Below are 21,227 nucleotides of genomic sequence, written 5' to 3'. Positions count from 1 at the left end.
CGCCTGTCATAAGGGTCTTAAATCTTGCGTGCCATTGGCGGGGTGCCGTTGTCCGACGTCGTTGTCGGTTCTTAAACCCGACACTGAAAGCAACATGCCGGCATCGTAGCTAAAGCCTTGCCGGATAAGCTCGACCGTGGTGGCTATTCGGACAAAGCTGCCGGTTGCAGGTGTAGCATAGAGAGATGCGCCATCGTCATCATACCGAGCCTTAAGCCGAAAGCGAACTTTCGGCACGGCTTGCCGTGCATAACATCCGCACCCGGATCCTGCCCGCCGATGACCACCCGTTTGGTGGTCTTGACGACAGCCTGGCCTAGCTCTTCGATGGTCTTCTGGTCGGATGGCGTCAGACAGAGCTCACTCCCGCCCCGCCTTGCAAGGAGCGGCGGGTGTTCTCGCCATAGATCGCGTCCAATCCTTGCGGAACGCATCCGTTATGCCTGCGCTGGCCGTTCGTCTCCCTTGTGCCGTAAATTCTATGACAGGAGCGGTATATAACCATGACCGGCCCATTAATGGTCACTTCGACCGCGCAGAGGCTGTGCTCGCTCCGTCCGGGATATCTCATGGCTTTGTCGCACGGACCGGCATCTCCCATGCCTGCCGGACGTGGTGCAGCCGGACCGTGATGCCGCTCGGGTGCCCTGGTCGCGGGGCGGGCGGCGTCCGGCCGGAATGACTGCTTTCGATCACATGACTGCATTACGTCATTCCGCTGTCACAGATCAGGTCTATCCTGGCCGAGAAGCTGATCAACAGGCTGAGAACTTCATTGGACAACTTGCCACAGCTCAACACACGACATGACCAGTTGCTGGAACGGCTGCAAAGCCGCGGCTGGGTCGACATTCAGGAGCTTTGCTCGGTGCTGGCAGTGTCCGAAGCAACGATTCGCCGCGATCTGGCCGAGCTTGAGCGCCGGGGGCTTCTGCAGCGCACGCATGGCGGCGCACTGGCCCCCCGCCAGATTACGCAAGAATACCCGAACGCTGATCGTCTGATGCAAAACGCGGCCGAAAAAGCCCGGATCGGCAGGGCGGCTGCCGGTTTGGTGAAACCCGGCGATGCGGTCTATCTGGATGCGGGCACGACGACTTTGGCGGTCTGTCGTCATCTGGCCGATCGCAGAGATCTGACCTTCATCACCAATGGCACCGATATTCTGGCCGCGCTGAGTGCTGCCGGCACGCCGAAGCTGTTCGTCACCGCCGGTGAATACCATGATTTCAACCACAGCCTGACCGGCCCGCTGGCGGCCGAGTCGATCCGCCGCTTCAATGTCGATTTTGTCTTTCTCTCGGTCTCGGCGGTGGATCTGACACGGGGGCAGATCGCCATCTCCAGCCCCGCCCTGGCCGATGGTCAGCGCGCCATGATCGAAATCGCGCAAAAGGTGGTGGTGGTTGCTGACCATTCCAAATTCACCCGCAGCGCCTTGTCGGTCATCGCACCGCTGAGCGCGGTGGATCATATCGTCACCGATACCGCCACGCGCGGGGTTCTGGGCGATGTCAGCCCCGATATCGCCGCTAAACTGATCTTCGCCTGAGAGACTGTGATGCCAATTCTTTCTGTCAGATCCCTGAACAAGGCATGGAGTGAAACCCAGGTTGTCCGTGATATCTCGTTTGAGACCCGCGAAGGTGAATTCATCGCTTTGCTTGGCCCCTCGGGATGCGGAAAATCGACCACGCTGAGGCTGATCGCCGGGCTGGAGGAGCCAACATCCGGCACCATCCATATTGACGGACGCGATATCACTTCGCTGCCATCGTCCCGGCGCGGCGTCTCGATGGTCTTCCAGTCCTACGCCTTGTTTCCGCATCTGACGGTGCGCGACAATATCACCTTCGGCCTGTCGGTCCGGGGGGAAAGCCGCAAGGTACAGGCGGATAGTCTGGCCCGGGTGGCGCCATTGCTGGGGCTGGAGAAATTGCTCGACCGGCGGCCAGCGCAATTGTCTGGCGGCCAGCAGCAGCGGGTTGCACTTGGGCGGGCGCTGATTGCCGAGGCCCCGGTCTGTCTGCTGGATGAGCCATTGTCGAACCTTGATGCAAAGCTGCGCGCCGAGATGCGGGCCGAGATCAGGGGCCTGCAGCAACGCCTTGGCATCACGATGATTTTCGTCACCCATGACCAGACCGAGGCCATGTCGATGGCCGACCGGGTGGCCCTGTTAAATGAGGGGCGGATCGAGCAGTTCGACACGCCCGAGAGGATCTATTCCCGCCCCGCCTCGACCTTTGTGGCCCGTTTCATCGGTCAGCCGCCGATGAATATCGTCACGGTCGGGGATCTTGGGCCGATGGCCGCACATCTGCCGCCTGGCGGGCTTGTGGGGCTGCGGCCCGAAGAGATCACGCTTGCCCGGGACGGTCTGCCGGGCCGCGTTGCTGCACTCGAATATTTAGGTGCCGATTCCATCCTTTCGGTCGATATCGGCGGCGCGCATCTGAACATCCGTGTTCAGGGCCGTCCGGGGCATGGGGTGGGCGCGGTCGTGCATCTGCGCTGGCCCGCCGGGGCGCTCCACCTATTCGATCCCAAAACCGGCCTCAGGGCGGATATCGCCCGGGCACAATCCCCTTCCTCCCTCCAACCAGCCTGAGGATATCATGAAACTCACCTCCCTGAAGCGGGCGCTCTTTGGCAGCGCCGGCCTGGTCATGCTTGCCCTGTCGCCGGCATTTGCCGAGACGAAGATCACCTTTTTCTATCCCGTGCAGGTCGGCGGTGCGCTGACCCAGACCATCGACGGCTATGTCGCCGAATTTGAGGCCGCGAATCCCGACATCAAGGTTGAGGCGGTCTATTCCGGCAATTATGTCGATACCTATAACCGCGCACTGACCGCCGCAAAGAACGGCACGCCGCCGACCGCTGCGGTGCTCTTGTCTGTCGATCTCTTCCAGCTCCTGGACAATGAAGTGATCGCGCCGCTGGATCAGTTCATCAAAACCGATGAGGACCGTGCCTGGCTTGATGGTTTCATGCTGCCTTACCGCCAGTCGGGCGAGGCCGAGGGGCATCTCTGGTCGATCCCCTTCCAGCGTTCGACTCTTGTGGCCTATTACAACAAAGACGCCTTCCGCGCCGCCGGCCTTGACCCCGAAGCGCCGCCGATGACCTGGGAAGCGCTGGCAGAGGCCGCGTCGAAACTGACCCTGAAAGACAATGCCGGCAATGTCACGCAATGGGGCATCGGCATTCCCGGCAATTCCGGGTCGGGCCAGTGGCTGTTTGAGCCGATGGTGGCGCAAAACGGGGCTCGACTGCGCTCGGATGATGGCACGACCACGATGCTGAACACGCCAGAAGCGGTCGAGGCGCTGCAGTTCTGGGTCGATCTGGCGAACACGCATGAGGCGCATCCGAAAGGCATTCAGGAATGGGCCACCACGCCCGCAGATTTCCTTGAAGGCCGCCTCGCGATGGCCTGGACCACAACCGGCAATCTGGGCAACATCCGCCAGAATGCAAAATTCGATTTCGGCATTGCACCGCTGCCGGGCAACCCGGAGCCGGCCAGCGTGCTGGGGGGCGGCAGTCTCTATATCTTCGAGGATGCCTCGGATGCGGAAAAGGCCGCGGCCTGGAAACTGGTGCGCTTCCTGTCAACGCCCGAATTGCTCGCGGACTGGTCGATCAAAACCGGCTATGTCGCGCCGCGTGATGACAGCTGGGAAACCGGGGCGATGAAAGCCTATATCGCCGAAGTGCCCGCCGCCGAGGTTGCGCGCAGGCAGATCCCGGTCGCTGTGCCGGAATTCTCGACCTATGAGAACAACCGCATCAACCAGTTGATCAATGATGCGATCCAGGCTGCGCTGACCGGATCCGCCACGCCGCAGGAGGCGCTCGACCGCGCGCAGGCCGAAGCGGATCGCATCCTCAAGCCTTACCAGAACTGAGGCGCGGACGATGAAGCCCACCTCCCGCAATCTGATCTTTGGCTGGTTGCTCCTGACACCTGCTCTGGTGCTCTTGGTGGGCTTCACCCTCTTTCCCACGGTGGCGACATTGTGGGACAGCTTCCATTCGACCCCGCGCGGTCGCCGCGCGGCGGTCTGGGTGGGGGGCGAAAATTACCAGACGATGCTGACGGATGTGGTCTTCTGGAAGGCGATGTCCAACACCGTCCTCTATGCCGCTGTGACCATCCCCGCCTCAATCGTAACGGCGCTTGGGATGGCGCTTCTGGTCAATTCCAGGATCCGGGGGCGCGCTTTCGCGCGGCTGGCCTTCTTCACGCCGACCATCCTGCCAATGGTCGCGGTCGCTAACATCTGGATGTTCTTCTACGCCCCCGATTACGGGCTGATCGATCAGATTCTGCGCCCTTTCGGGCTGGGCGGCAACAATTGGCTGGGCAGCCCAGATACGGCCCTTGGCGCGCTGATCGTGATCACCATCTGGAAAAATGCCGGGTTCTTCATGATCTTCTACCTCGCGGCCCTGCAGCAGGTGCCGCCCGTGCTGATCGAGGCCGCGAAACTGGAAGGCGCCAGCCCCTTGCAGCGCCTGCGCCGCGTCATCCTGCCGATGATCATGCCAACCACGCTGTTCGTGGCCATCAATGCGGTGATCGAGGCCTTCCGGCTGGTCGATCATGTGATGACCATGACCCGGGGCGGGCCGGACAATTCGACCCAGCTCCTGCTTTATTACATCTGGCAGACCGGGTTTGGCTATTGGGACACCGCCTATGCGGCAGCACTGACGGTGGTTCTGCTGGCCATCCTTGCGCTGATCGCGCTGGTGCAATTCGGCTGGGCCGACAGAAGGATCTTCTACAGATGAACCGCCCGAGCCCTGTCCTGACCGCGCTTGCGCTGCCCCTCGCAATCCTGTGGATCCTGCCACTGCTTTACGCGGTCTGGACCGCGATCCATCCGGCAGAATTCGCCACGCGCTTTGACCTTTTCGCGCCCTTGACCGGCGAGAACTTTGCCCGCGTCTGGGAAAGGCTGCCCTTCCCGCGCTATTTCCTGAACACGCTGATCCTCGTGACGCTGGTTGTGGCATCACAATATGTGATCTGCACCCTGGCGGCCTATGCCTTCGTGGCCTTTCCGTTTCGCGGCGCACAGGCCCTGTTCATGCTGTTTCTGGTGCAGATGATGATCTTGCCGGAAATCCTGCTGGTCCGGAATTACAGGACCATCTCCTGGCTCGGGCTGATGGACACGCCGCTGGCGATTGCACTGCCCTATCTGGCCTCGGCCTTCGGCATCTTCCTTTTGCGGCAAAGCTTCAAATCGGTCCCGAAAGAGCTGGACGAGGCGGCGCGGATGGAAGGGGCCGGGCCGATGCAGATCCTGTGGCGCGTCTATGTGCCTTTGGCCAAACCCGCCTATCTGGCCTATGGCCTCGTGATGGTCTCGTTCCACTGGAACAATTACCTCTGGCCGATGGTGGTGACAAATTCCGTGGATACACGGCCGATCACTGTGGGTCTGTCGGTCTTTGCCGCGCCCGAACAGGGGATCGACTGGCCGACGATCACCGCCGCCACGCTGACTTCGGTTGCGCCTTTGCTGATCGCCTTTCTCATCTTCCAGCGCCAGTTTGTGCAAAGTTTCATGCGCTCCGGCATTAGATGACACCCTTATGCGGTGTCAGCGGGGGCCATGATGCATGGTCTTTTATCTATTTGTAGTCGCGACAGCCGTGATGGCCGATGGCAGAAAATCAAACGCTTATCTTGTCTGACTGGCCCTGGCGTCTTCACGTGCTTTCTATTGAACACGCACAGGCGAAAACGCTTTTGCCTTTGCAAGCTCTTCAGCGATGATCGCAATCATGTTCGCTGCACCTCGCTCTCCATCGGCGGCGAGCGCATAAAGCATCGCACGTCCGAGCAGGACCACATCCGCGCCTGCGAGCATCAGCTTGAGCACATCCGCGCCCGTGCGCACGCCGCTGTCGGCCAGCAAGGGAAAATCCGGCCCGACCGCCTTCCGGATCGCGGGCAGCATGGTGATCGGCGCGACTGTACTGTCGAAGTTCCGCGCGCCGTGGCTCGAAACGACAATCCCGTCCGCGCCTGTCTTTTGCGCGCACAGGGCGTCATCGGGATGCATGATACCCTTGAGCACCAGTTTCCCCGGCCAATAGTCCCGGACCGCTTTGGCATCGTCCCATGACAGCCCCGGCTTATGCGACAGCGAGACCCCGCCGCGCCCCAGGACAGAGCGCCGGGCGGCCGGCGGATAATGGGCGAAGCGTGGCAGGCCGCCCTGCAAAAGCGAACGTCCCAGCACATCTGCGGTCCAGCGCGGATGGGTCGCGACATCGGCCATATTGCGCCAGCCGAATTTCATCGGCAGGCCAAAACCATTGCGGATATTGAAAACTTTCTTGGGGAAGACGGGGGTATCGACGGTGAAGAACAGCGTATCGATGCCGCAATCACGCGCGCGATCAAGCAGGCGCTGCCAGTTTTCGCGCCCCTCCCACATGTAAAGCTGGAACCACAGATCACCGCCCGCTTCTCTGGCCACATCCTCAACTGCAACCACCGCTTCGGTTGCAACTGAAAAGGGAATGCCCGCCGCTCGTGCCGCCTTTGCCAGCCCTATGTCGCCCCGATGGCGCACCAGGCCCGCAAAAGCAGTCGGCGCCATCATCAGCGGCAATGGCAGCTGCCGGCCGAACAGACTTACCGTCGGGTCGGGTGGCGTGCCGGTCAGCACCCTTTGAACCAGGGTCACATCGTCAAGCGCCGCCCGCCCGCGCGCGAGCGCGGTTTCGGCCTCGGTGCCGCGGTCGATATATTCAAATATCCCGCGCGGCAGACGGCGGCGCGCCATGGCCCGCGCCTCTTCGAAATCCAGAAATGTCATCACACGGGCCTTGTGCTGCTGCGGGGCTTGTCACCCTTGGTGCTCATTCGGGCAGGAAAAGCTTGCCGGGGTTCATGATGCCCGCCGGGTCGAACACCGCTCTGATGCCGCGCATCAGCCGCAGCTCGGCCGGATCAGTGCTGCGCGCAAGGCGTTTGCGATAGCTCAGGCCGATACCATGCTCGGCCGTGATGCTGCCGCCCAGCTCCATCACCACATCGTCAATGATCAGATCCAGTTCGCCCGAGACAGCGAGATAGGCCGCCCGGTCTGCGAAAGTGCCGGGTTCAAACAGCACAACAAGATGCATGTTCCCGTCCCCCATATGACCCACATAAAGCGTGCGTGCCTCAGGGAAGCGGGCGGTGATCCGGGCCCGGGTCAGACGGGCATATTCGCCCTGTTTCTCCAGCGGAACCGAACTGTCATGCGACATGTTCGGCGCATGACGGATTGATTCCGAGACACCATGGCGCAGATACCAGAAGCTCTCTGCCTGGGCCTCATTACGCGCGATCACCGCATCCGAGACCAGGCCATCTTCGAAGGCCCGGGCCAGGACTTCCTCAAGCGGCTCGGTCAGGTTATGGCCCTCGCGACTGTCACTCACTTCAAGCAGCAATGACCAGTCGGGCAGGCTGTCAAACGGCAGACGCGCGCCGGGGCAACGCTCAACAACGAGGCGCATATAATCGGCCTCGGTGATTTCGGCCGAGCTTACACGCTCTCCAAAGCACTTGTGCATGCGGCGCAGAAGTTCCAGCGCGTCCTCGACCGAAGCCAAGGCCACCATCGCGGTCGCGACAGAGGCCGGGGCCGGCATCACCCGCATCACGGCTGCAGTGACGATCCCCAAAGTGCCCTCGGCCCCGATGAAGAGCTGGCGGATATCATATCCGGTATTGTCCTTGCGCAAGGGCGCAAGGCCATTGAGGATCTCGCCCGTTGGCAAAACCACCTCAAGCCCCATGACGAGCTGACGCGTCACGCCGTAGCGCAGCGCCGCCGTACCGCCCGCATTGGTCGAGATATTGCCGCCGATCTGACAGCTGCCTTCCGCGCTGAGGCTGAGCGGGAAGTAAAGGCCTTCGGCTTTCGCGGCCTCCTGAATGGTCTGCAATACGCAGCCCGCCTCGACGGTAATGGTGCCCTCAAGCGGTGAAATCCCGCGGATCCGGTTCATCCGGCGCAGGGACAGGCCAAGGCCGGGCGTGTCCTGGCCGTCGGGCCCGGGCCGCCCGCGGACAGCTGCACCACCGACTAGACCGGTATTGCCACCGATCGGTGTGACCGGCTGGTCAAGTTCCGTGCAAAGCCGCAGGATCGCCGCGACCTCTTCGGTCGAGCCCGGCTCGACGATGCAGATCGCCTTGCCCTCATAGCTGCGGCGCACATCGATCAGAAAGCCTGCGATCCGGTCCTGTTCGACCAGAACATGTTTGTCGCCGACGATTTCGGCAAGGCGGGACAGCAGGGTGGGCGCTTGGGTCATGATTGCGATCAGGGCTGAAGACGGAGGAATGTTGCGCGCGCCGGATCCCGGGACGCAGGGAGAATTAGGATCTCCTGATCAGGGGCTCCCCCCGGGAGCATGAGGGCAGAAGCCCCCGATCAGGGATGACTGACCGGCAGAACCGGTCAGACAGGCATGATCACGAGATCATCCATTCCGAATAGCGGCGCTGTACTTCGGTCAGGTTGTCGCCCCACCAGACCGGGTCGATGATGGCGTTTTTGCCGTTGTCGAGGTCGGGCAGGAAGCTGCCTTCGGGACTGGCGCGCAATGCGCTCAGCGTCTCTGTATGGTTTGGCATGTAGAACCCGGCCAGAGCCCAGGCCTTTTGCTGTTCGGGGCGCAGACAGAATTCGATGAAGCGCTGAGCGGCTTCCTTGTTCTTCGACCCTTTCGGGATGGCGAAGAAATCAAGCGCGTTGTTGGTCTGTTCGAACGAGAAATCGAGCGGCGTGCCGCTGTCCTGGGTTGCCTTGACGCGGTTATAGTAGCTGTAAGAAAAATCGGCCTCATTCTGCGCGACCGAGCTGACCTGCTCGGGGGTCGAGCCCGCGAATTTCGACACAAAGGGCTTGAGCTGATCTAGTTTCGCGAAGGCGCGTTCAACGTCGAGCGGGTAGAGATCCTTGGGTGCCACACCATCGGCGATCAGCGCCATCTCAAGCGTCTCTTGTGCAAGCGAGCGCATGCAGCGGCGGCCGGGGAATTTTTCGGTGTCGAAAAAGTCCGCGAAATTAACCGGATGGGCCCCGGCCGGGGTGCGCTCGTCATGCCACAGGATGCCGCCGCTGTAGAGATACATAGGCATGTAGAATTCGTTCGGGGCCTGCAACAGCCCGCTCATACCCGAAAGCGCCGGGTCAAGCTGCTCCCACAGCCCCTCTTTCGCGCCAGAGGTCGCAAAGCCCGCCGGAGCATCGATCACATCCCAGGTCACGGAATTGCTCAGAACCTGCGCCTTGACCTTGGCCATATCGCCATTGTCGACCAGCTGAACCGCGATGCCGGTTTCGGCGGTAAAAGGTTCAACAAAGGTCTTTTTCACCATCTCATGATAGGTGCCGCCCCAGGAAGTGACGGTGATCGTCGTATCGGCAGCCAGAGCGCGCCCGGTGAACACGGTCGGTGCGGCCAGCGCAAGGCCGGTCAGGCCAAGGCCTTTCGCAAAGTTACGGCGGCTCATTGCCAGTTTATTGGTCATTCTCAGCGTCTCCCTGTTCTATGCGTCTTAAAGTGAAGAAAAATCGGGATCGGTCGGCAGCAGCCGCGCAGCTTCCGGCTTCCAGCTGAGGCCCACCTGCGTCCCACGCTGCGGGCGCGGATGCGCCGGGCCGCTTGGCTCTTGCACGATGGCGCGCTTGCCTCCGGCCAGATTGATGAAATGGCGCACGAAGCTGCCCAGAACGATGCTATCCTCGACGGTACCCGTCAGGCCGCCGGTCGCCTCAGAGGGCGCGACCAGCTGCAGGGATTCGGGGCGAAGCATCAGCACGGCCTCTCCCGATGCGGGGGCACCCTCGCGGGTGGGCGGCAGCGGCAAGCGGCCCTGAGGGGTCACAAGCGTGCCCGCAGTCTGATCCAGCTCACCCTGAAACAGGTTCGAGCTGCCCAGAAAATCGGCGGTAAAGAGCGTCTCAGGCCGGAAATACATCTCTTCCGGCGCGCCCTGCTGCTCGACCCGGCCCTTGCGCATCAGGACGATGCGGTCCGACATGGCAAGCGCCTCTTCCTGGTCATGCGTCACATAGATCATCGTGACGCCCAGCTCGGCATGCAGCCGCTTGATCTCGAGCTGCATATCTTCGCGGAGCTTTTTGTCGAGCGCGCCAAGCGGTTCATCCATCAGGATGATCGAGGGGCGGTAGACGATGCAGCGCGCGAGCGAGATCCGTTGCTGCTGTCCGCCGGAAAGCTGTTTCGGCTTGCGGTCGGCCACATGCTCCAGCTGGATGAGCCTGAGAACCTCGCGCACGCGTGTCTCGATCTCGGGCCTGGGGACTTTGCGCACCTGCAGCGGAAAGGCGATATTCTCGAACACCGTCATATGCGGCATCAGAGCGTAGTTCTGGAACACCATGCCAAGGCCGCGCTGATTGGTCGGCAGATGGGTGGCATCGCGGCCATCGATTTCGATCGCGCCCTCAGACGCTTCGGCCATGCCCGAAATCAGGTTGAGCAGCGTCGATTTACCCGAACCCGACGGGCCCAGCAGCGTGACGAACTCGCCCCGCTTCACATCAAGATCAAGCGCATCCAGCGCGGTGAAATTGCCGTAGCGGCGGCTCAGGCCACGGACACGGATCATCGATTGTGCGGTCTGGGTCATATTCTCGTCAACCTGGGCTCGTGGAGGTGAGGGGGCTTTGGCGGGCCCGCTCATTTGCTTCTGTCCTTGCGCTCAAGCCACATCACGCCAAGCGCGAAAGCGAGCGAGATCACGGTCAGAAGGGTGGAGACAGCAGCAATCACCGGCGAGACTTCCCATCTGAGCGCGCTGTACATTTTCACGGGCAGCGTCTCGGTCTCGGGGCCGGTGATGAAGTAGGAAACGATCACCTCATCCAGTGAGATCAGGAAGGCGAAAAGCGCGCCCGCCATAATGCCGGACCGCAGCTGCGGCAGCACCACCCGGAAGAAGATGCGCAGCTTTCCCGCCCCCATGATCAGCGCGACCTGTTCATAGGCCGGGTCGATATGGCGCAGCGCCGCACCGACCGAGATCAGCATGAAGGGCATCGCAAGCATCGTATGGGCCAGCACGATGGTCAGGCTGCTGTTCAGAAAGCCACGCGGGGCCATTTGCAGATAGAGCCCAAGCGCCAGCACGATCACCGGCACCAGCAACGGCCCCATTGCAAGCCCGCTGAACAGCACACGCCCCGGCACCCTGCTGCGCTGCAGCACATAGGCCGCCGGCACGCCGGTCACCGCCGTCAGAACCATCACGCAAACCGCCACCTTCAGGCTTTGCATGAGCGAGCCCCACCAGCTCGCATCGGTAAAGAACTGACGGTAAAGCTCCAGTGTCCACTGGCGCGGCGGGAATTCCATCTCGCCAGGACCACCGAAGGAAATCGGGATCACGATCAGCGAAGGCACCAGCAGGAAAAGATAGGTGATCCAGGCAATCAGCGGCACCAGAAGCGGGCCGAGGGCTGGTTTGAAACCGGGTCTGAAGCTGCTCACCTTGCCATCTCCTTCATGCCGCCACCGCCACGCACCCGGCCAAGCATGGCCACAAGCACGCCCGAAATCGCGAGAAGCACCACCGAGATCGCCGAGGCCAGTGGCCAGTCAAGTGTCTGGCGGGTGTAGAAATCGATCAGGTTGGCAACCATCATGTCCTGGCGCCCCCCCAGCAGTGCAGGCGTGATGTACATGCCGATCGAGAGGGTGAAATTGATCAGAACACCTGCCAGAACGCCCGGCATGCTCAGCGGCAGGGTGATGCGGCGAAAGACGGTAAAGCGCGATGCGCCCATGACTTCGGCGGCGCGGCCAAGGTTCGTATCCTGTGCCAGCAGGCTGCCGAGGATCGAGAGGATCATGAAGGGCAGCAGATAGTTGATCATCCCGAGGATGGCACCCACGCGGTTGAACACCAAGGGAATATGAACCGGCGCGCCCCAGATCCAGGACAGAAGATTGTTGATGACCCCGTCATATCCCAGAAGAACCGTCAGCGCGAAGCTCTTGACCAGCACCGATGTCCAGAAGGGCAGCATGACCATAACGAGATAGGGCACCCGCTTTGCCGGATCGAGCCGCGACAGATGCAGCGCGACCGGATAGCCCGCAATCAGGCTGACAAGCGTCGCGGTAGCGCTGATCGCAAAGGTGTTCTGCAACACTTTGAGAAACAGCGAACTGCTCAGAAGATCGCGGTAGGCCCGCAAGGTATAGGTGCCGTCATGAATGCTTTGCCAGATCGTCTGCCCCAGCGGCCAGACGAAAAAGATGGCGAGCAGCAAAGCCATGGGCATGAGCAATGCCAGCCCGACCATGCGGCCGAGGTAGGGGGTATCTTCTGCCATATAATCCCGTTGAGGTTGGTTGCGGGCGCTGTTCACAGGGCGCGATTTTGCCGCAGCCTTACACCCTTTTCATCATATGACAAGCAGTATTCTGAAAACTAAAATCGAAACGCGTGCTCAGATAGTGGCATTTACCCAGAATACAACGCATTGCGCGGTGCCGACATTCGAAAACCTGTGCGGAATGTCACTGGGAAACGAAAAACAGTCGCCTTCCCGCAGAATCCGCGCCCGCCCGTCGATCACCAGCTCAAGGATGCCGGAGATGACAAGGCCGATTTCCTCGCCGGCATGGACATAGGGCGTAGTGCCTGACCCGGACCCCGCCTCGATCACCAGATAAAAGCCCTTCAGGCGCTGACTTCCCAGTGGAGAGATCAGATCCTTGCGCAAACCCTCTGAATGAACAAAGGGCTGACGCCGGTCTGCAGTCACGACATAGGGGTCACTTTTTGACTCTTCACCCGAAGGATCAATCAGCCTTGCCGGGGAAACTCCAAGCGATTCTCCCAATGTAAACAGGGTTCTGACCGTCGGAGAGACCAGATTTCGTTCAATCTGTGAAAGGGTTCCGATGGAGATGCCCGAGCTTGCTGCAAGGTCTGCAAGTGTCAGCCGTTTGGACTGGCGCAGGTCGCGGATCCTTGCGCCCAGCTCGGGTGACTCGGCCTGGGCGCCGGAGGCGCGCCGCTTCGGTGTAATTGCCTGATCTTCCATAGCGCCCGGGATTGTTCCTGAAAATCCCTCGCCCGGACAGGGCAGGGGTGGTGACTTCAGAATAAGTGGCCTTCCGGCATGTGGCAACACAATTCAGAATACGAAAAAGCTTGCGGTTAATTTTTATTTTTCTAAAGTCCGCATATCCGAAGACAGGAACCATCCCCCATGACGACATCTCTCGATAAGGCGCAATGGCAGGCGCTTGCGGCACAGCTTTCCCCCGAGGGGCGCTGTTTCATTGACGGCGCTTATGTCGATGCGGCATCGGGCGCCACACTCGAGACGGTCAATCCTGCGACCGGCAAGGTGCTCGGGTTGCTCGCGGATGGCGGCGTCGAGGATATCGACCGGGCGGTCAGGGCCGCGCGGCGAGCGTTTGACAGTGGTGTGTGGTCGGGCATGAGCCCGAGTGATCGCGGGCGCCGGCTGATTCGCTTTGCGGAGCTCGTTGAAGAACATGCGCAGGAACTCGCACTGCTGGAGACGCTCGATGTCGGCAAGCCGATCTCGGACAGTCTCGCCATTGATCTGCCGCTCTCGATCACCTGCCTGCGCTGGTATGGCGAGGCGGTCGACAAGATCTATGATGAAATCGCGCCGACACCGGGTACCGCAGTCGCGATGATGCGGCGCGCGCCTTTGGGCGTGGTGGCGGCCGTGGTGCCGTGGAACTTTCCGCTGATGATGGCCTGCTGGAAGATCGCCCCGATCCTCGCTGCCGGAAATACGGTCGTGCTGAAGCCCGCCGAGCAGTCATCGCTGACCGCGATCCGCATTGCCGCGCTCGCGGTCGAGGCGGGCCTGCCGCCGGGCGTTCTGAATGTGGTGCCGGGCCGGGGCGAAATCGCTGGCCGTGCGCTTGGTCTGCATATGGATGTGGATTGCATCGCTTTCACTGGCTCAACCGAGGTCGGCAAATATTTCATGCAATATTCCGGCCAGTCGAACCTGAAGCGGGTCGGGCTTGAATGTGGCGGCAAATCCCCGAACATTATTTTCGCCGATGCCCCTGACATCAGGGCGGCAGCGGTCGCGGCGGCCTGGGGCCTCTTTTACAATCAGGGTGAGGTCTGCAATGCGGGCTCACGGGTGCTGGTGGAGGAATCGGTGCGGGAAGAGGTGGTCGAGACGATCATCGAGACCGGCCGCGCCATGCACCAGGGCGATCCGCTGGATCCCGCGACCCAGATCGGCGCCATGGTCGACCAGGGCCAGGCAAATCGTGTGATGGATTACATCGCCATCGGCCAGCAGGAAGGCGCACGGCTCGCCTCGGGCGGCAACCGGCATGAGGAGGGCGCCTGTTTCATCGAACCGACCGTCTTTGACGGGGTGCGCAATGACATGCGGATCGCGCGGGAAGAGATCTTCGGGCCGGTGCTGTCGGTCCTGCCCTTCAGGGATGAGGCAGAGGCCGTCAGCATCGCGAATGATACGATCTATGGTCTGGCGGCAGGTCTCTGGACGCGCGATCTGAATCGCAGTTTCCGGGTTTCGCAAAAGCTGCAGGCCGGGGTGGTCTGGGTCAATTGCTTTGACCATGGCCATATTTCCTCGCCCTTCGGCGGGTTCAAGCAATCGGGTTTCGGGCGGGACAAATCCTTGCATGCGCTTGATAAATACTCAGATATCCGCACCACCTGGATCAACCTTGGCTGAGAGGATCGCCCCATGACCATGACACCTCGCGGCCTGATGCCCGCGCCGCCCACCGCCATTGATGCCGATGGCAATCTCGTAAAACCGGCGATGCAGCAGATCGTGCGCCATTTGATCGCGGGCGGTGCCAGTGGCTTTGTGCCGCTCGGGGGCACCGGCGAATTCACCGCACTTTCACCCGAGACCCGCGTGGCCTGCGTCGAGGCCTGCGTCGAGGCGGCAGGCGGCGCGCCGGTCTATGCCGGGGTGCTGGCGCCGGGCCTTGGCGAGGCGCTGCCGACCGCGCGCGCCTTCAGGGCAGCGGGGGCCGACGGGATCATGCTGATCGTGCCCTATTATGCCCGCGCGACCCAGGCCACAGTGATCGACTATTTCCGCAAGGTGCGAGACACGGTCGATCTGCCGATCATGCTATATGACAATCCGGCGCGTTCGCATTTCATCATGGATCCCGATTCAATAGCCATTCTGGCGGAAGAGGGCACGATCAACAGCATGAAAGCCTCGAACACCGATCTTTATCACTTCGATCAGATCATGCGGCGGGTGGGGCCGGAATTCGCAGCGCTCAGCGGCTTTGACACGATTTTCGCGCAGCAGGTCTCGATGGGGGCCTGCGGGGGTGTGCTGACCTCTGCGGTTCTGGTGCCGGAGGCCTGGGTCAGGGTGCAGGAACTCGCCGAGGCCGGTGATTTCGCCGCCGCCCTTGCCGGACAGCGCCAGCTGATCCCGCTGATGGACGCACTTTTCGCCGAAGAGAACCCAGGCCCGACGCGTGAGGCCCTGCGCCAGATCGGGATCGAGACCGGCCAGTCGCTGCTGCCGATCCCGCCGGTCTCCGGGGGGCTTTGCGCACGTATCGCCACCGTGCTCGCCGATTTGCGCGCGGCTGGTCACAGCCTGCCAGCTGCCGCCTGAGTATTACAATGGATGAAACGGCCCGCCATTCGATCTATGTGCAGGATCTGAAGGATCCGCCGCACTGGCCCGCCCTGAGCGGCGCGCGGCGCACCACCGTTGCCGTGATCGGCGGCGGCATTACCGGCCTCTCGACCGCGCTGCATCTGGCGGAAGCGGGAACCGCGGTCGTGCTGCTTGAGGCGCATCAGCCCGGCTGGGGCGCCTCCGGGCGCAATGGCGGGCAGCTCAATCCGGGCCTGAAATATGACCCGTCGCAGATGATTGCAAAGCTGGGACCAGAGGCGGGACAGAGGCTTGTGGCCTTCGCCTGGTCAAGCGTTCAGCAGACCGCGCATCTGATCAACCGGCTGGGGATCGACTGCGATCTGCGGCTGAATGGCACATTACGGGCGGCGGCGCGGGCGGCCGATGTGGCGGGCGTGCGCGCCAGCCAGCAGGATATGGCGGGCCACGGCATGCCCGTCGAATGGCTTGAGCCCGCCGAGATGGCGCGGCTGACTGGCCATGATCACTATCATGGCGGCTTTCTTGACCGGCGCGGCGGCGATCTGGAACCTTTGCGCTATTCCCACGGGCTGGCAAAGGCGGCAACGGCAGCAGGCGCGGTGATTTTTGGCGACAGCCGCGCGCAGAGCCTGACCCGCCAAGGCGCGCATTGGCGCATCACCACCGCAGGCGGCAGCCTGATCGCAGATCGGGTGCTGGTGTGCTGCAACGGCTATGCCGACGGGCTGGTGCCGGGGCTGAAACAGTCGGTTGTGCCGGTCTTCAGTTCGGCGCTGGCCACCGCACCCCTGCCCGCCGCTCTGTCCGAAAAGATCATGCCGGGGCGCCATGTTCTCTACGAATCCGGGCTGGTGACGGTCTATTACCGGGTGGATGCGAAGAACCGGCTTATCCTTGGCGGGCGCGGCCCCATGCGCCCCGTCTCGCGGCCCTCGGCTTTGCGTCCGATTGCAAGACACGCATACCGGCTCTGGCCGGAGCTGGCTTCGATGGGCTGGCAGGCAGCCTGGAACGGGCGCGTGGCCGTAACGACCGACCATCTGCCGCATCTGCATCAGCCGGCCGAGGGGCTTTTGACCATGGGGGGCTATAACGGGCGTGGTGTTGCGCTTGCCACTGCCGTGGGCCGCGCCCTCGCGCCCTGTCTCGCGGGCGAGATCGAGGCAGCGGATCTGCCTTTGCCGCTTTCGCCTTTGCAGCCGATCAGGTTCCACAGCTTCTGGCCGGTCGGGGCGCATGCAACCATCGCATGGTCGCGGCTGAAAGCTTCGCTTTCGCGTTAGAAATTATCGCGCTGCAGTAACCCGTTACACAGAACTCGCGTGCCTCGGGGCGCGCCAGATGATATCCAGGATCGAAGGACGAGAGCCGTGAATATTCCGCTGAACATTGGCAAAGACGCTGCCATTTCGGTCACATTGTCCGAGGTACTGGAGGATCCCGCGCGCCATCTGGTGACGGGAACGGATCCGGCCCTTGGCATCGGGCAACTCGCGCCGCGCGGCGCCGGCAGTGCCGTCACAGGGGTGCCTGTGGTTCTCCTCCTCCTGCGGGGCACGCTCAATCTTACGGTTGCGGGCGAGGCATCGGCGCTGGTTGCGGAGCAAAGTGCCCTGCGGGTCAATGCCGGTGTTGCACTCGCCTGGGAAGCAGATGCGAGCTGTGCGCTTGTCGTGATCTCGCATCCTGCGCTGGCCGGGCAGGAGGCTTTGTCCCGGATCAATCTGGCAACCGTCATGAGCCCCTCCGCTAGCCCGCCGCCATCCGTGCTGCTGACCGATGCGCCGCAGTGCAAAAGCGCGGTTCTGCAAGAGGCGTCCGGCCTGACTTTCGGTCTCTGGGAGGCCACGCCCTATGCACGCCGCGGCATTGTGATGGGCTTCAGCGAGGTTATGTATTTGCTGGAGGGGCAGGTGACACTCTCCACACCCGATGGTACCGGATTTGACTTTGCTGCGGGCGATGTTCTTCTCGCTCCGGAAGGGGTGGAACTTGCCTGGGAAAGCGCAGAAACGGTGCGCAAGTTTTTCTTGTCCGTAAATCGTTGAAACAGCCAATGTCAGTGTGGATGACAGATCCGGGCTCGCGTCGCATGTCACCTGCCCTGGATCCCATGATTGCTGCGTTGACTTGGGGGCTTTGCGGAGCTCTCCCATCGAGGCTTGCCCGTATTTCTGGTCCCGAGCAGCAGGAATGTAGCAGGAGAAGCCGAGGTGGTCGTTGCGGGCACGATTTCGTGCCCCGTCACGCAACGGGTGGCGTGGATCGTGCTCGCCGGGGCTGAGGCAGAAAAAAGAAACCGTTTCGCCAAAGGCGCAAGCCCCGGCAATCCGCCCGGTGGCGCGCCGGTAGAGAAGACCGGGGGCCGGATCTCCCGGCCCCCGCAGCGCGCTTCAGCGCCTCATCTTGCGAACAATATCCATGAAGTCCTGTGCGCGTTTGGGATCGACCGCATTCCAGGTGTGACCGTCGAGCTTGAGCGACGAGCCAACGACACAGCCATCGGCGATCTTGAGCACATCCTCGACGGTGGCATGTTTCACACCGGTATTGGCCAGAACCGGTGTATCAGGCAGGACCTTCTTGACCGATTCCAGATCGATCATCTTTGCCGATTCACCGGTGATCGCACCGGACACCAGCACGGCATCCGGGATCGATGAGAAAACCGCCGAACGCGCACGGTCTGCAAGCGGCCGGCTGTCAAGCGAGGCCGCGAATTCTGCAGAGACGTTGTTCAGGATCACCAGATCCTTGCGGTCCAGCTGGCGTGCCCGGCGCATCGCCCGACCGGCGTTCGGGGTCCAGGGGCCCATATCCGAGGCATAGGTGCCGGTGAAAATCTCACGCACAAAGGAGGCGCCGGTCGCCGCTGCCAGGGCCACGGTGCTGTCGGGATCCCAGAGCACATTGACGCCGAAGGGCTTCTGGATCTTTTCACGCAGGCGACCGATCACGAAACCCATCGCCGAAGTCGTGGCGATATCGACCTTCAGCTCATAGGGGCGATCATTTTCGTTGCCAAACATAACCGCATCGACTCCGGCCGCCTGGAGCGCCTCCAGATCCTTCAATGCGCCCTGATAGATCCCCTCGATCCCTGCATCGGCATCGTAAAGGGGAGTGCCGGGCATCGGATTCAGGTGAACCATCGCAATGACAGGCCTGATCCCCGGGAAAAGCTGGGCGAATTTGGTCATATCAGTCTCCTTGCTCCGCCGGCCACAAGCGGCGATCTGGCGGAAATGGGTTAGAGGGTTGATGAAAGGGGGCTCAGGTCTTGCGACGTTCCAGCAGCCAGAAGAAGAAAACGGTGATCACCAGGATGATCAGCAAAAGCAGGAAGGCGGCCGCGCTGCCCTCATTGACCTGAAGCCCCTGGAAGGCGCGCTTATAAGCAAAGAAGGACAGCAGTTCGGTCGAAACCCCAGGGCCGCCCTTGGTCAGCACATAGATCAGATCATAGGTGCGGAATTCATTGATCAGCTGGATCACGATGGCGATGGCCGAGACCGGGCGCAGAAGCGGCAGCGTGATATACCAGAACTGCTGGAACGGCCCGGCACCATCAACTTCTGCGGCTTCATAGGGCTCGCGCGGCAGTGACGCGAGGCCTGCGGAGAGCAGCAGTACGACAAAAGAGGTCTGCTGCCAGATATCGATTGAGATCAGCGTGGAAAGCGCGAGGGAGCTGTCGCCAAGCCAGTCGATCATCGGCAGGCCCATCGTCGCCAGGCTCTGGTTGATAATGCCGAGATTGGGCTGCAAAAGCATCCGCCAGATCAAAGCAACCGCCACCGGCGACATCGCCATGGGCAGCGTGAGAATTGCAAAATAGAAGCCCCGCATCGCGAACACCTGGCGCAGCATCAATGCAAGCCCGAGGCCAATGATGAACTCGCCGATCACCGCTGCAACCGAATAGCGCAGCGTCAGCCAGAGCGAGTGCCAGAACAGCGGTTCCGACATGATCTTCGCGAAATTCACAATCCCTGCGAAATGCAGATCAGGGCGGATCATTGTCATGGTGGAAAGCGAGATTGCCAGCGCATAAAACAGCGGAATCCCCATCACCAGCGCCAGCATGGCAAGGCCAGGCGCGGCAAAGCTCCAGCCGGCACGGATCCTGTTTCTTGCAATCACGCTCATGGAGCGCTCCTTCCAGGGGTTATGGGGCCTCCGGACCCGGACGGGCCCGGAGGCGGGCAGGGGTTACTTCGCGAGCAGTTCCTCAAGGCCTTTCGCCGAAGCCTCCAGCGCGGCCTCAACCGTGGCATCGCCGCTTGCCGCCAGCGAGATCTGGGTGCCGATCACATCCTGATATTGCGGCGTGTAGGTAAAAATCGGGAAGCTTTTGCCGGATGCCACAATCTCCCCGGCCTGGGCATAGAAGGGGTATTTCGCCAGAACCGCAGCATCCTCGAAAGTGTCCGAGCGCACCGGCGCATGGCCTTCCAGCGCGCGTCTCGCCGAGATGTCTTTCGACTGCACCCAGGAGATAAAGGTCCAGGCCGCGTCTTTCTGCTCGTCGGGGATGTTCTTCGGGATGCCCCAGCCCCAGCCGCCGCTCTCGCCATGACCGCCCGGCATCACCGAAATCGACAGCTTGCCCGCCGCATTTGGGCAGGTCTCTGCATTGTCGATCTGCGGCAACATCCACCAATAGGTGACCATCGAGAAGCTCTCGCCGGCGCACATCAGGCGCATCGTATCGTCAAGCGTGGCAGAAAGCGCGCCGGTCTGGGCCGCGTTTGCGATCATATCGGTGTAAAGGCCAAGCGCCTGCCGGCCTTTGTCAGAGTTCAGCACAACGCTGCCATCGGCGGCCAGATAATCGCCCCCCGCTGCGAAGAGATAATTGGAGAATTCCATCGAATTGGGGTCACCGCGCTGGCCCTGCATCGCGGCGCCGTTGACGCCGCCCTCGGCCTTCATAAATTTCGCGATGGCAACATAGTCTTCCAGCGTTGCGGGCGCCGCCAGCGCCTTGCCGGTTGCCGCCTGATATTTCGCGGCCAGATCCGCGTTTTCAAGCAGATCGCTGCGATAGATCAGACCCATCGAGTAGTTGTACATCGGCAGGATCGGCATCGCCTCGTCGGTGCGGCCCAGCAGATCCAGCATCGCGGGAACAATGGGTGCCATGTCGAAGCCGGTCTTTGCGACATAGGGGTTCAGGTCTTCCAGCCAGCCGCCCGCCGGGAACTCCCCCGCCCAGAGAAAATCGACCGAAAGGAGGTTGTAGTAGCTTTCACCGCCGACAAGCTGTGCCACCAGCTTGTCATGCATATCGCCGTAACCAACCTTCTCGAACTCGACCCTGATGCCGGTTTCGGCCTCAAATTCGGGCAGCAGAGCCTCAATGATTTTTGTTTCGGGCACGTCTTCCATCAGGGCGCGAAGCGTCACGCCATCGGCCAGTGCGGTGCTGGCCCAGAATGCGGCAGCAAGGCTGCCTGCGACAAGGAAAGCATTGGATTTCATCGTTTTTCCTCTCTGTTTTCGGAAATAGTCTTCTTGAGTGGA

At 61.6% G+C, this 21,227-nt stretch carries 19 protein-coding genes; 9 read left to right on the top strand and 10 right to left on the bottom strand.

Features of this window, described 5'->3' with window-relative positions; all coding sequences use genetic code 11:
• Nucleotides 1-775: 775 nt before the first annotated feature.
• Genes M3484_RS15700 through M3484_RS15680 form a run of 5 tightly spaced genes read left to right on the top strand, consistent with a single transcriptional unit; the run spans nucleotide 776 to nucleotide 5,606 of the window.
• The gene (locus M3484_RS15700) at nucleotides 776-1,552 is read left to right on the top strand and encodes a DeoR/GlpR family DNA-binding transcription regulator (RefSeq protein WP_092904208.1); all 777 of its coding nucleotides are present in this window, start codon (nucleotides 776-778) and stop codon (nucleotides 1,550-1,552) included.
• 9 nt (nucleotides 1,553-1,561) lie between these two features.
• On the top strand, nucleotides 1,562-2,611 hold the full coding sequence (locus tag M3484_RS15695) for an ABC transporter ATP-binding protein (protein ID WP_249497680.1): 1,050 nt from the start codon (nucleotides 1,562-1,564) through the stop codon (nucleotides 2,609-2,611).
• 7 nt (nucleotides 2,612-2,618) lie between these two features.
• Entirely contained in the window at nucleotides 2,619-3,914 is a 1,296-nt protein-coding gene (locus tag M3484_RS15690) for an ABC transporter substrate-binding protein (RefSeq protein ID WP_249497678.1), read from the top strand.
• A gap of 10 nt (nucleotides 3,915-3,924) precedes the next feature.
• On the top strand, nucleotides 3,925-4,803 hold the full coding sequence (locus tag M3484_RS15685; RefSeq protein ID WP_249497676.1) for a carbohydrate ABC transporter permease: 879 nt from the start codon (nucleotides 3,925-3,927) through the stop codon (nucleotides 4,801-4,803).
• Nucleotides 4,800-5,606 (top strand): carbohydrate ABC transporter permease, encoded by an 807-nt coding sequence (locus M3484_RS15680; protein WP_249497674.1) that lies wholly within the window; start codon nucleotides 4,800-4,802, stop codon nucleotides 5,604-5,606. The genes M3484_RS15685 and M3484_RS15680 overlap by 4 nt, the downstream gene beginning before the upstream one ends.
• Nucleotides 5,607-5,741: 135 nt before the next feature.
• Here the strand turns inward: M3484_RS15680 and M3484_RS15675 are convergent, their stop codons facing one another.
• The 7 genes from M3484_RS15675 to M3484_RS15645 form a co-directional block, all read right to left on the bottom strand.
• A complete protein-coding gene (locus tag M3484_RS15675; protein WP_249497672.1) occupies nucleotides 5,742-6,848 on the bottom strand; it encodes an alpha-hydroxy acid oxidase in 1,107 nt (368 codons plus the stop codon).
• Nucleotides 6,849-6,891: 43 nt separating this feature from the next.
• A complete protein-coding gene (locus M3484_RS15670) occupies nucleotides 6,892-8,340 on the bottom strand; it encodes an FAD-binding oxidoreductase (protein ID WP_249497664.1) in 1,449 nt (482 codons plus the stop codon).
• Nucleotides 8,341-8,500: 160 nt separating this feature from the next.
• The gene (locus tag M3484_RS15665; RefSeq protein ID WP_249497655.1) at nucleotides 8,501-9,562 is read right to left on the bottom strand and encodes a polyamine ABC transporter substrate-binding protein; all 1,062 of its coding nucleotides are present in this window, start codon (nucleotides 9,560-9,562) and stop codon (nucleotides 8,501-8,503) included.
• A 27-nt stretch (nucleotides 9,563-9,589) separates the two neighbouring features.
• Nucleotides 9,590-10,741, bottom strand: coding sequence for an ABC transporter ATP-binding protein (locus M3484_RS15660; RefSeq protein ID WP_249497646.1), 1,152 nt, complete (start codon nucleotides 10,739-10,741; stop codon nucleotides 9,590-9,592).
• Complete coding sequence (locus M3484_RS15655; protein ID WP_216279485.1) at nucleotides 10,738-11,547, bottom strand: ABC transporter permease; 810 nt, start codon at nucleotides 11,545-11,547, stop codon at nucleotides 10,738-10,740. The genes M3484_RS15660 and M3484_RS15655 overlap by 4 nt, the downstream gene beginning before the upstream one ends.
• Complete coding sequence (locus tag M3484_RS15650) at nucleotides 11,544-12,395, bottom strand: ABC transporter permease (RefSeq protein ID WP_249497644.1); 852 nt, start codon at nucleotides 12,393-12,395, stop codon at nucleotides 11,544-11,546. The genes M3484_RS15655 and M3484_RS15650 overlap by 4 nt, the downstream gene beginning before the upstream one ends.
• A gap of 117 nt (nucleotides 12,396-12,512) precedes the next feature.
• Nucleotides 12,513-13,112: a helix-turn-helix domain-containing protein gene (locus M3484_RS15645; protein ID WP_092904226.1), complete on the bottom strand. Its 600-nt coding sequence runs from the start codon at nucleotides 13,110-13,112 to the stop codon at nucleotides 12,513-12,515.
• A 168-nt stretch (nucleotides 13,113-13,280) separates the two neighbouring features.
• Between M3484_RS15645 and M3484_RS15640 the strand changes: the two genes are divergently transcribed.
• From M3484_RS15640 to M3484_RS23815, 4 genes are all read left to right on the top strand, one after another.
• Nucleotides 13,281-14,774 carry an aldehyde dehydrogenase gene (locus M3484_RS15640; RefSeq protein WP_249497636.1) on the top strand — a complete coding sequence of 498 codons (1,494 nt, stop codon included), beginning with the start codon at nucleotides 13,281-13,283 and terminating at the stop codon, nucleotides 14,772-14,774.
• A gap of 12 nt (nucleotides 14,775-14,786) precedes the next feature.
• A complete protein-coding gene (locus M3484_RS15635; RefSeq protein ID WP_249497634.1) occupies nucleotides 14,787-15,692 on the top strand; it encodes a dihydrodipicolinate synthase family protein in 906 nt (301 codons plus the stop codon).
• Nucleotides 15,693-15,700: 8 nt separating this feature from the next.
• Nucleotides 15,701-16,984 (top strand): NAD(P)/FAD-dependent oxidoreductase, encoded by a 1,284-nt coding sequence (locus M3484_RS15630; RefSeq protein ID WP_249497632.1) that lies wholly within the window; start codon nucleotides 15,701-15,703, stop codon nucleotides 16,982-16,984.
• Between the two features lie 87 nt (nucleotides 16,985-17,071).
• The gene (locus tag M3484_RS23815; protein ID WP_249497624.1) at nucleotides 17,072-17,749 is read left to right on the top strand and encodes a cupin domain-containing protein; all 678 of its coding nucleotides are present in this window, start codon (nucleotides 17,072-17,074) and stop codon (nucleotides 17,747-17,749) included.
• Nucleotides 17,750-18,094: 345 nt separating this feature from the next.
• Here the strand turns inward: M3484_RS23815 and M3484_RS15620 are convergent, their stop codons facing one another.
• The 3 genes from M3484_RS15620 to M3484_RS15610 all read right to left on the bottom strand — a co-directional run bounded on the left by M3484_RS15620 (nucleotide 18,095) and on the right by M3484_RS15610 (nucleotide 21,185).
• The gene (locus tag M3484_RS15620) at nucleotides 18,095-18,901 is read right to left on the bottom strand and encodes a BtpA/SgcQ family protein (protein ID WP_092904236.1); all 807 of its coding nucleotides are present in this window, start codon (nucleotides 18,899-18,901) and stop codon (nucleotides 18,095-18,097) included.
• Nucleotides 18,902-18,974: 73 nt separating this feature from the next.
• Nucleotides 18,975-19,850: a carbohydrate ABC transporter permease gene (locus M3484_RS15615; RefSeq protein WP_249497622.1), complete on the bottom strand. Its 876-nt coding sequence runs from the start codon at nucleotides 19,848-19,850 to the stop codon at nucleotides 18,975-18,977.
• 63 nt (nucleotides 19,851-19,913) lie between these two features.
• Nucleotides 19,914-21,185 carry an extracellular solute-binding protein gene (locus M3484_RS15610; RefSeq protein ID WP_249497620.1) on the bottom strand — a complete coding sequence of 424 codons (1,272 nt, stop codon included), beginning with the start codon at nucleotides 21,183-21,185 and terminating at the stop codon, nucleotides 19,914-19,916.
• Nucleotides 21,186-21,227: the final 42 nt, after the last annotated feature.

The sequence above is a fragment of the Pseudomonas sp. GX19020 genome, assembly GCF_023371075.1.
GTDB lineage: Bacteria > Pseudomonadota > Alphaproteobacteria > Rhodobacterales > Rhodobacteraceae > Pseudogemmobacter.
The sequence above is the reverse complement of the archived record's forward strand: the minus strand, read 5'-3'. Positions and strand labels throughout refer to the sequence as shown.

What these genes read in the sequence shown, in the direction of transcription:
- M3484_RS15695 (WP_249497680.1), top strand. Translation starts at nt 1,562, where the DNA reads ATGCCAATTCTTTCTGTCAGATCCCTGAACAAGGCATGGAGTGAAACC.
- M3484_RS15690 (WP_249497678.1), top strand. Translation starts at nt 2,619, where the DNA reads ATGAAACTCACCTCCCTGAAGCGGGCGCTCTTTGGCAGCGCCGGCCTG.
- M3484_RS15685 (WP_249497676.1), top strand. Translation starts at nt 3,925, where the DNA reads ATGAAGCCCACCTCCCGCAATCTGATCTTTGGCTGGTTGCTCCTGACA.
- M3484_RS15680 (WP_249497674.1), top strand. Translation starts at nt 4,800, where the DNA reads ATGAACCGCCCGAGCCCTGTCCTGACCGCGCTTGCGCTGCCCCTCGCA.
- M3484_RS15675 (WP_249497672.1), bottom strand. Translation starts at nt 6,848, where the DNA reads ATGACATTTCTGGATTTCGAAGAGGCGCGGGCCATGGCGCGCCGCCGT.
- M3484_RS15670 (WP_249497664.1), bottom strand. Translation starts at nt 8,340, where the DNA reads ATGACCCAAGCGCCCACCCTGCTGTCCCGCCTTGCCGAAATCGTCGGC.
- M3484_RS15665 (WP_249497655.1), bottom strand. Translation starts at nt 9,562, where the DNA reads ATGACCAATAAACTGGCAATGAGCCGCCGTAACTTTGCGAAAGGCCTT.
- M3484_RS15660 (WP_249497646.1), bottom strand. Translation starts at nt 10,741, where the DNA reads ATGAGCGGGCCCGCCAAAGCCCCCTCACCTCCACGAGCCCAGGTTGAC.
- M3484_RS15650 (WP_249497644.1), bottom strand. Translation starts at nt 12,395, where the DNA reads ATGGCAGAAGATACCCCCTACCTCGGCCGCATGGTCGGGCTGGCATTG.
- M3484_RS15645 (WP_092904226.1), bottom strand. Translation starts at nt 13,112, where the DNA reads ATGGAAGATCAGGCAATTACACCGAAGCGGCGCGCCTCCGGCGCCCAG.
- M3484_RS15640 (WP_249497636.1), top strand. Translation starts at nt 13,281, where the DNA reads ATGACGACATCTCTCGATAAGGCGCAATGGCAGGCGCTTGCGGCACAG.
- M3484_RS15635 (WP_249497634.1), top strand. Translation starts at nt 14,787, where the DNA reads ATGACCATGACACCTCGCGGCCTGATGCCCGCGCCGCCCACCGCCATT.
- M3484_RS15630 (WP_249497632.1), top strand. Translation starts at nt 15,701, where the DNA reads ATGGATGAAACGGCCCGCCATTCGATCTATGTGCAGGATCTGAAGGAT.
- M3484_RS15620 (WP_092904236.1), bottom strand. Translation starts at nt 18,901, where the DNA reads ATGACCAAATTCGCCCAGCTTTTCCCGGGGATCAGGCCTGTCATTGCG.
- M3484_RS15615 (WP_249497622.1), bottom strand. Translation starts at nt 19,850, where the DNA reads ATGAGCGTGATTGCAAGAAACAGGATCCGTGCCGGCTGGAGCTTTGCC.
- M3484_RS15610 (WP_249497620.1), bottom strand. Translation starts at nt 21,185, where the DNA reads ATGAAATCCAATGCTTTCCTTGTCGCAGGCAGCCTTGCTGCCGCATTC.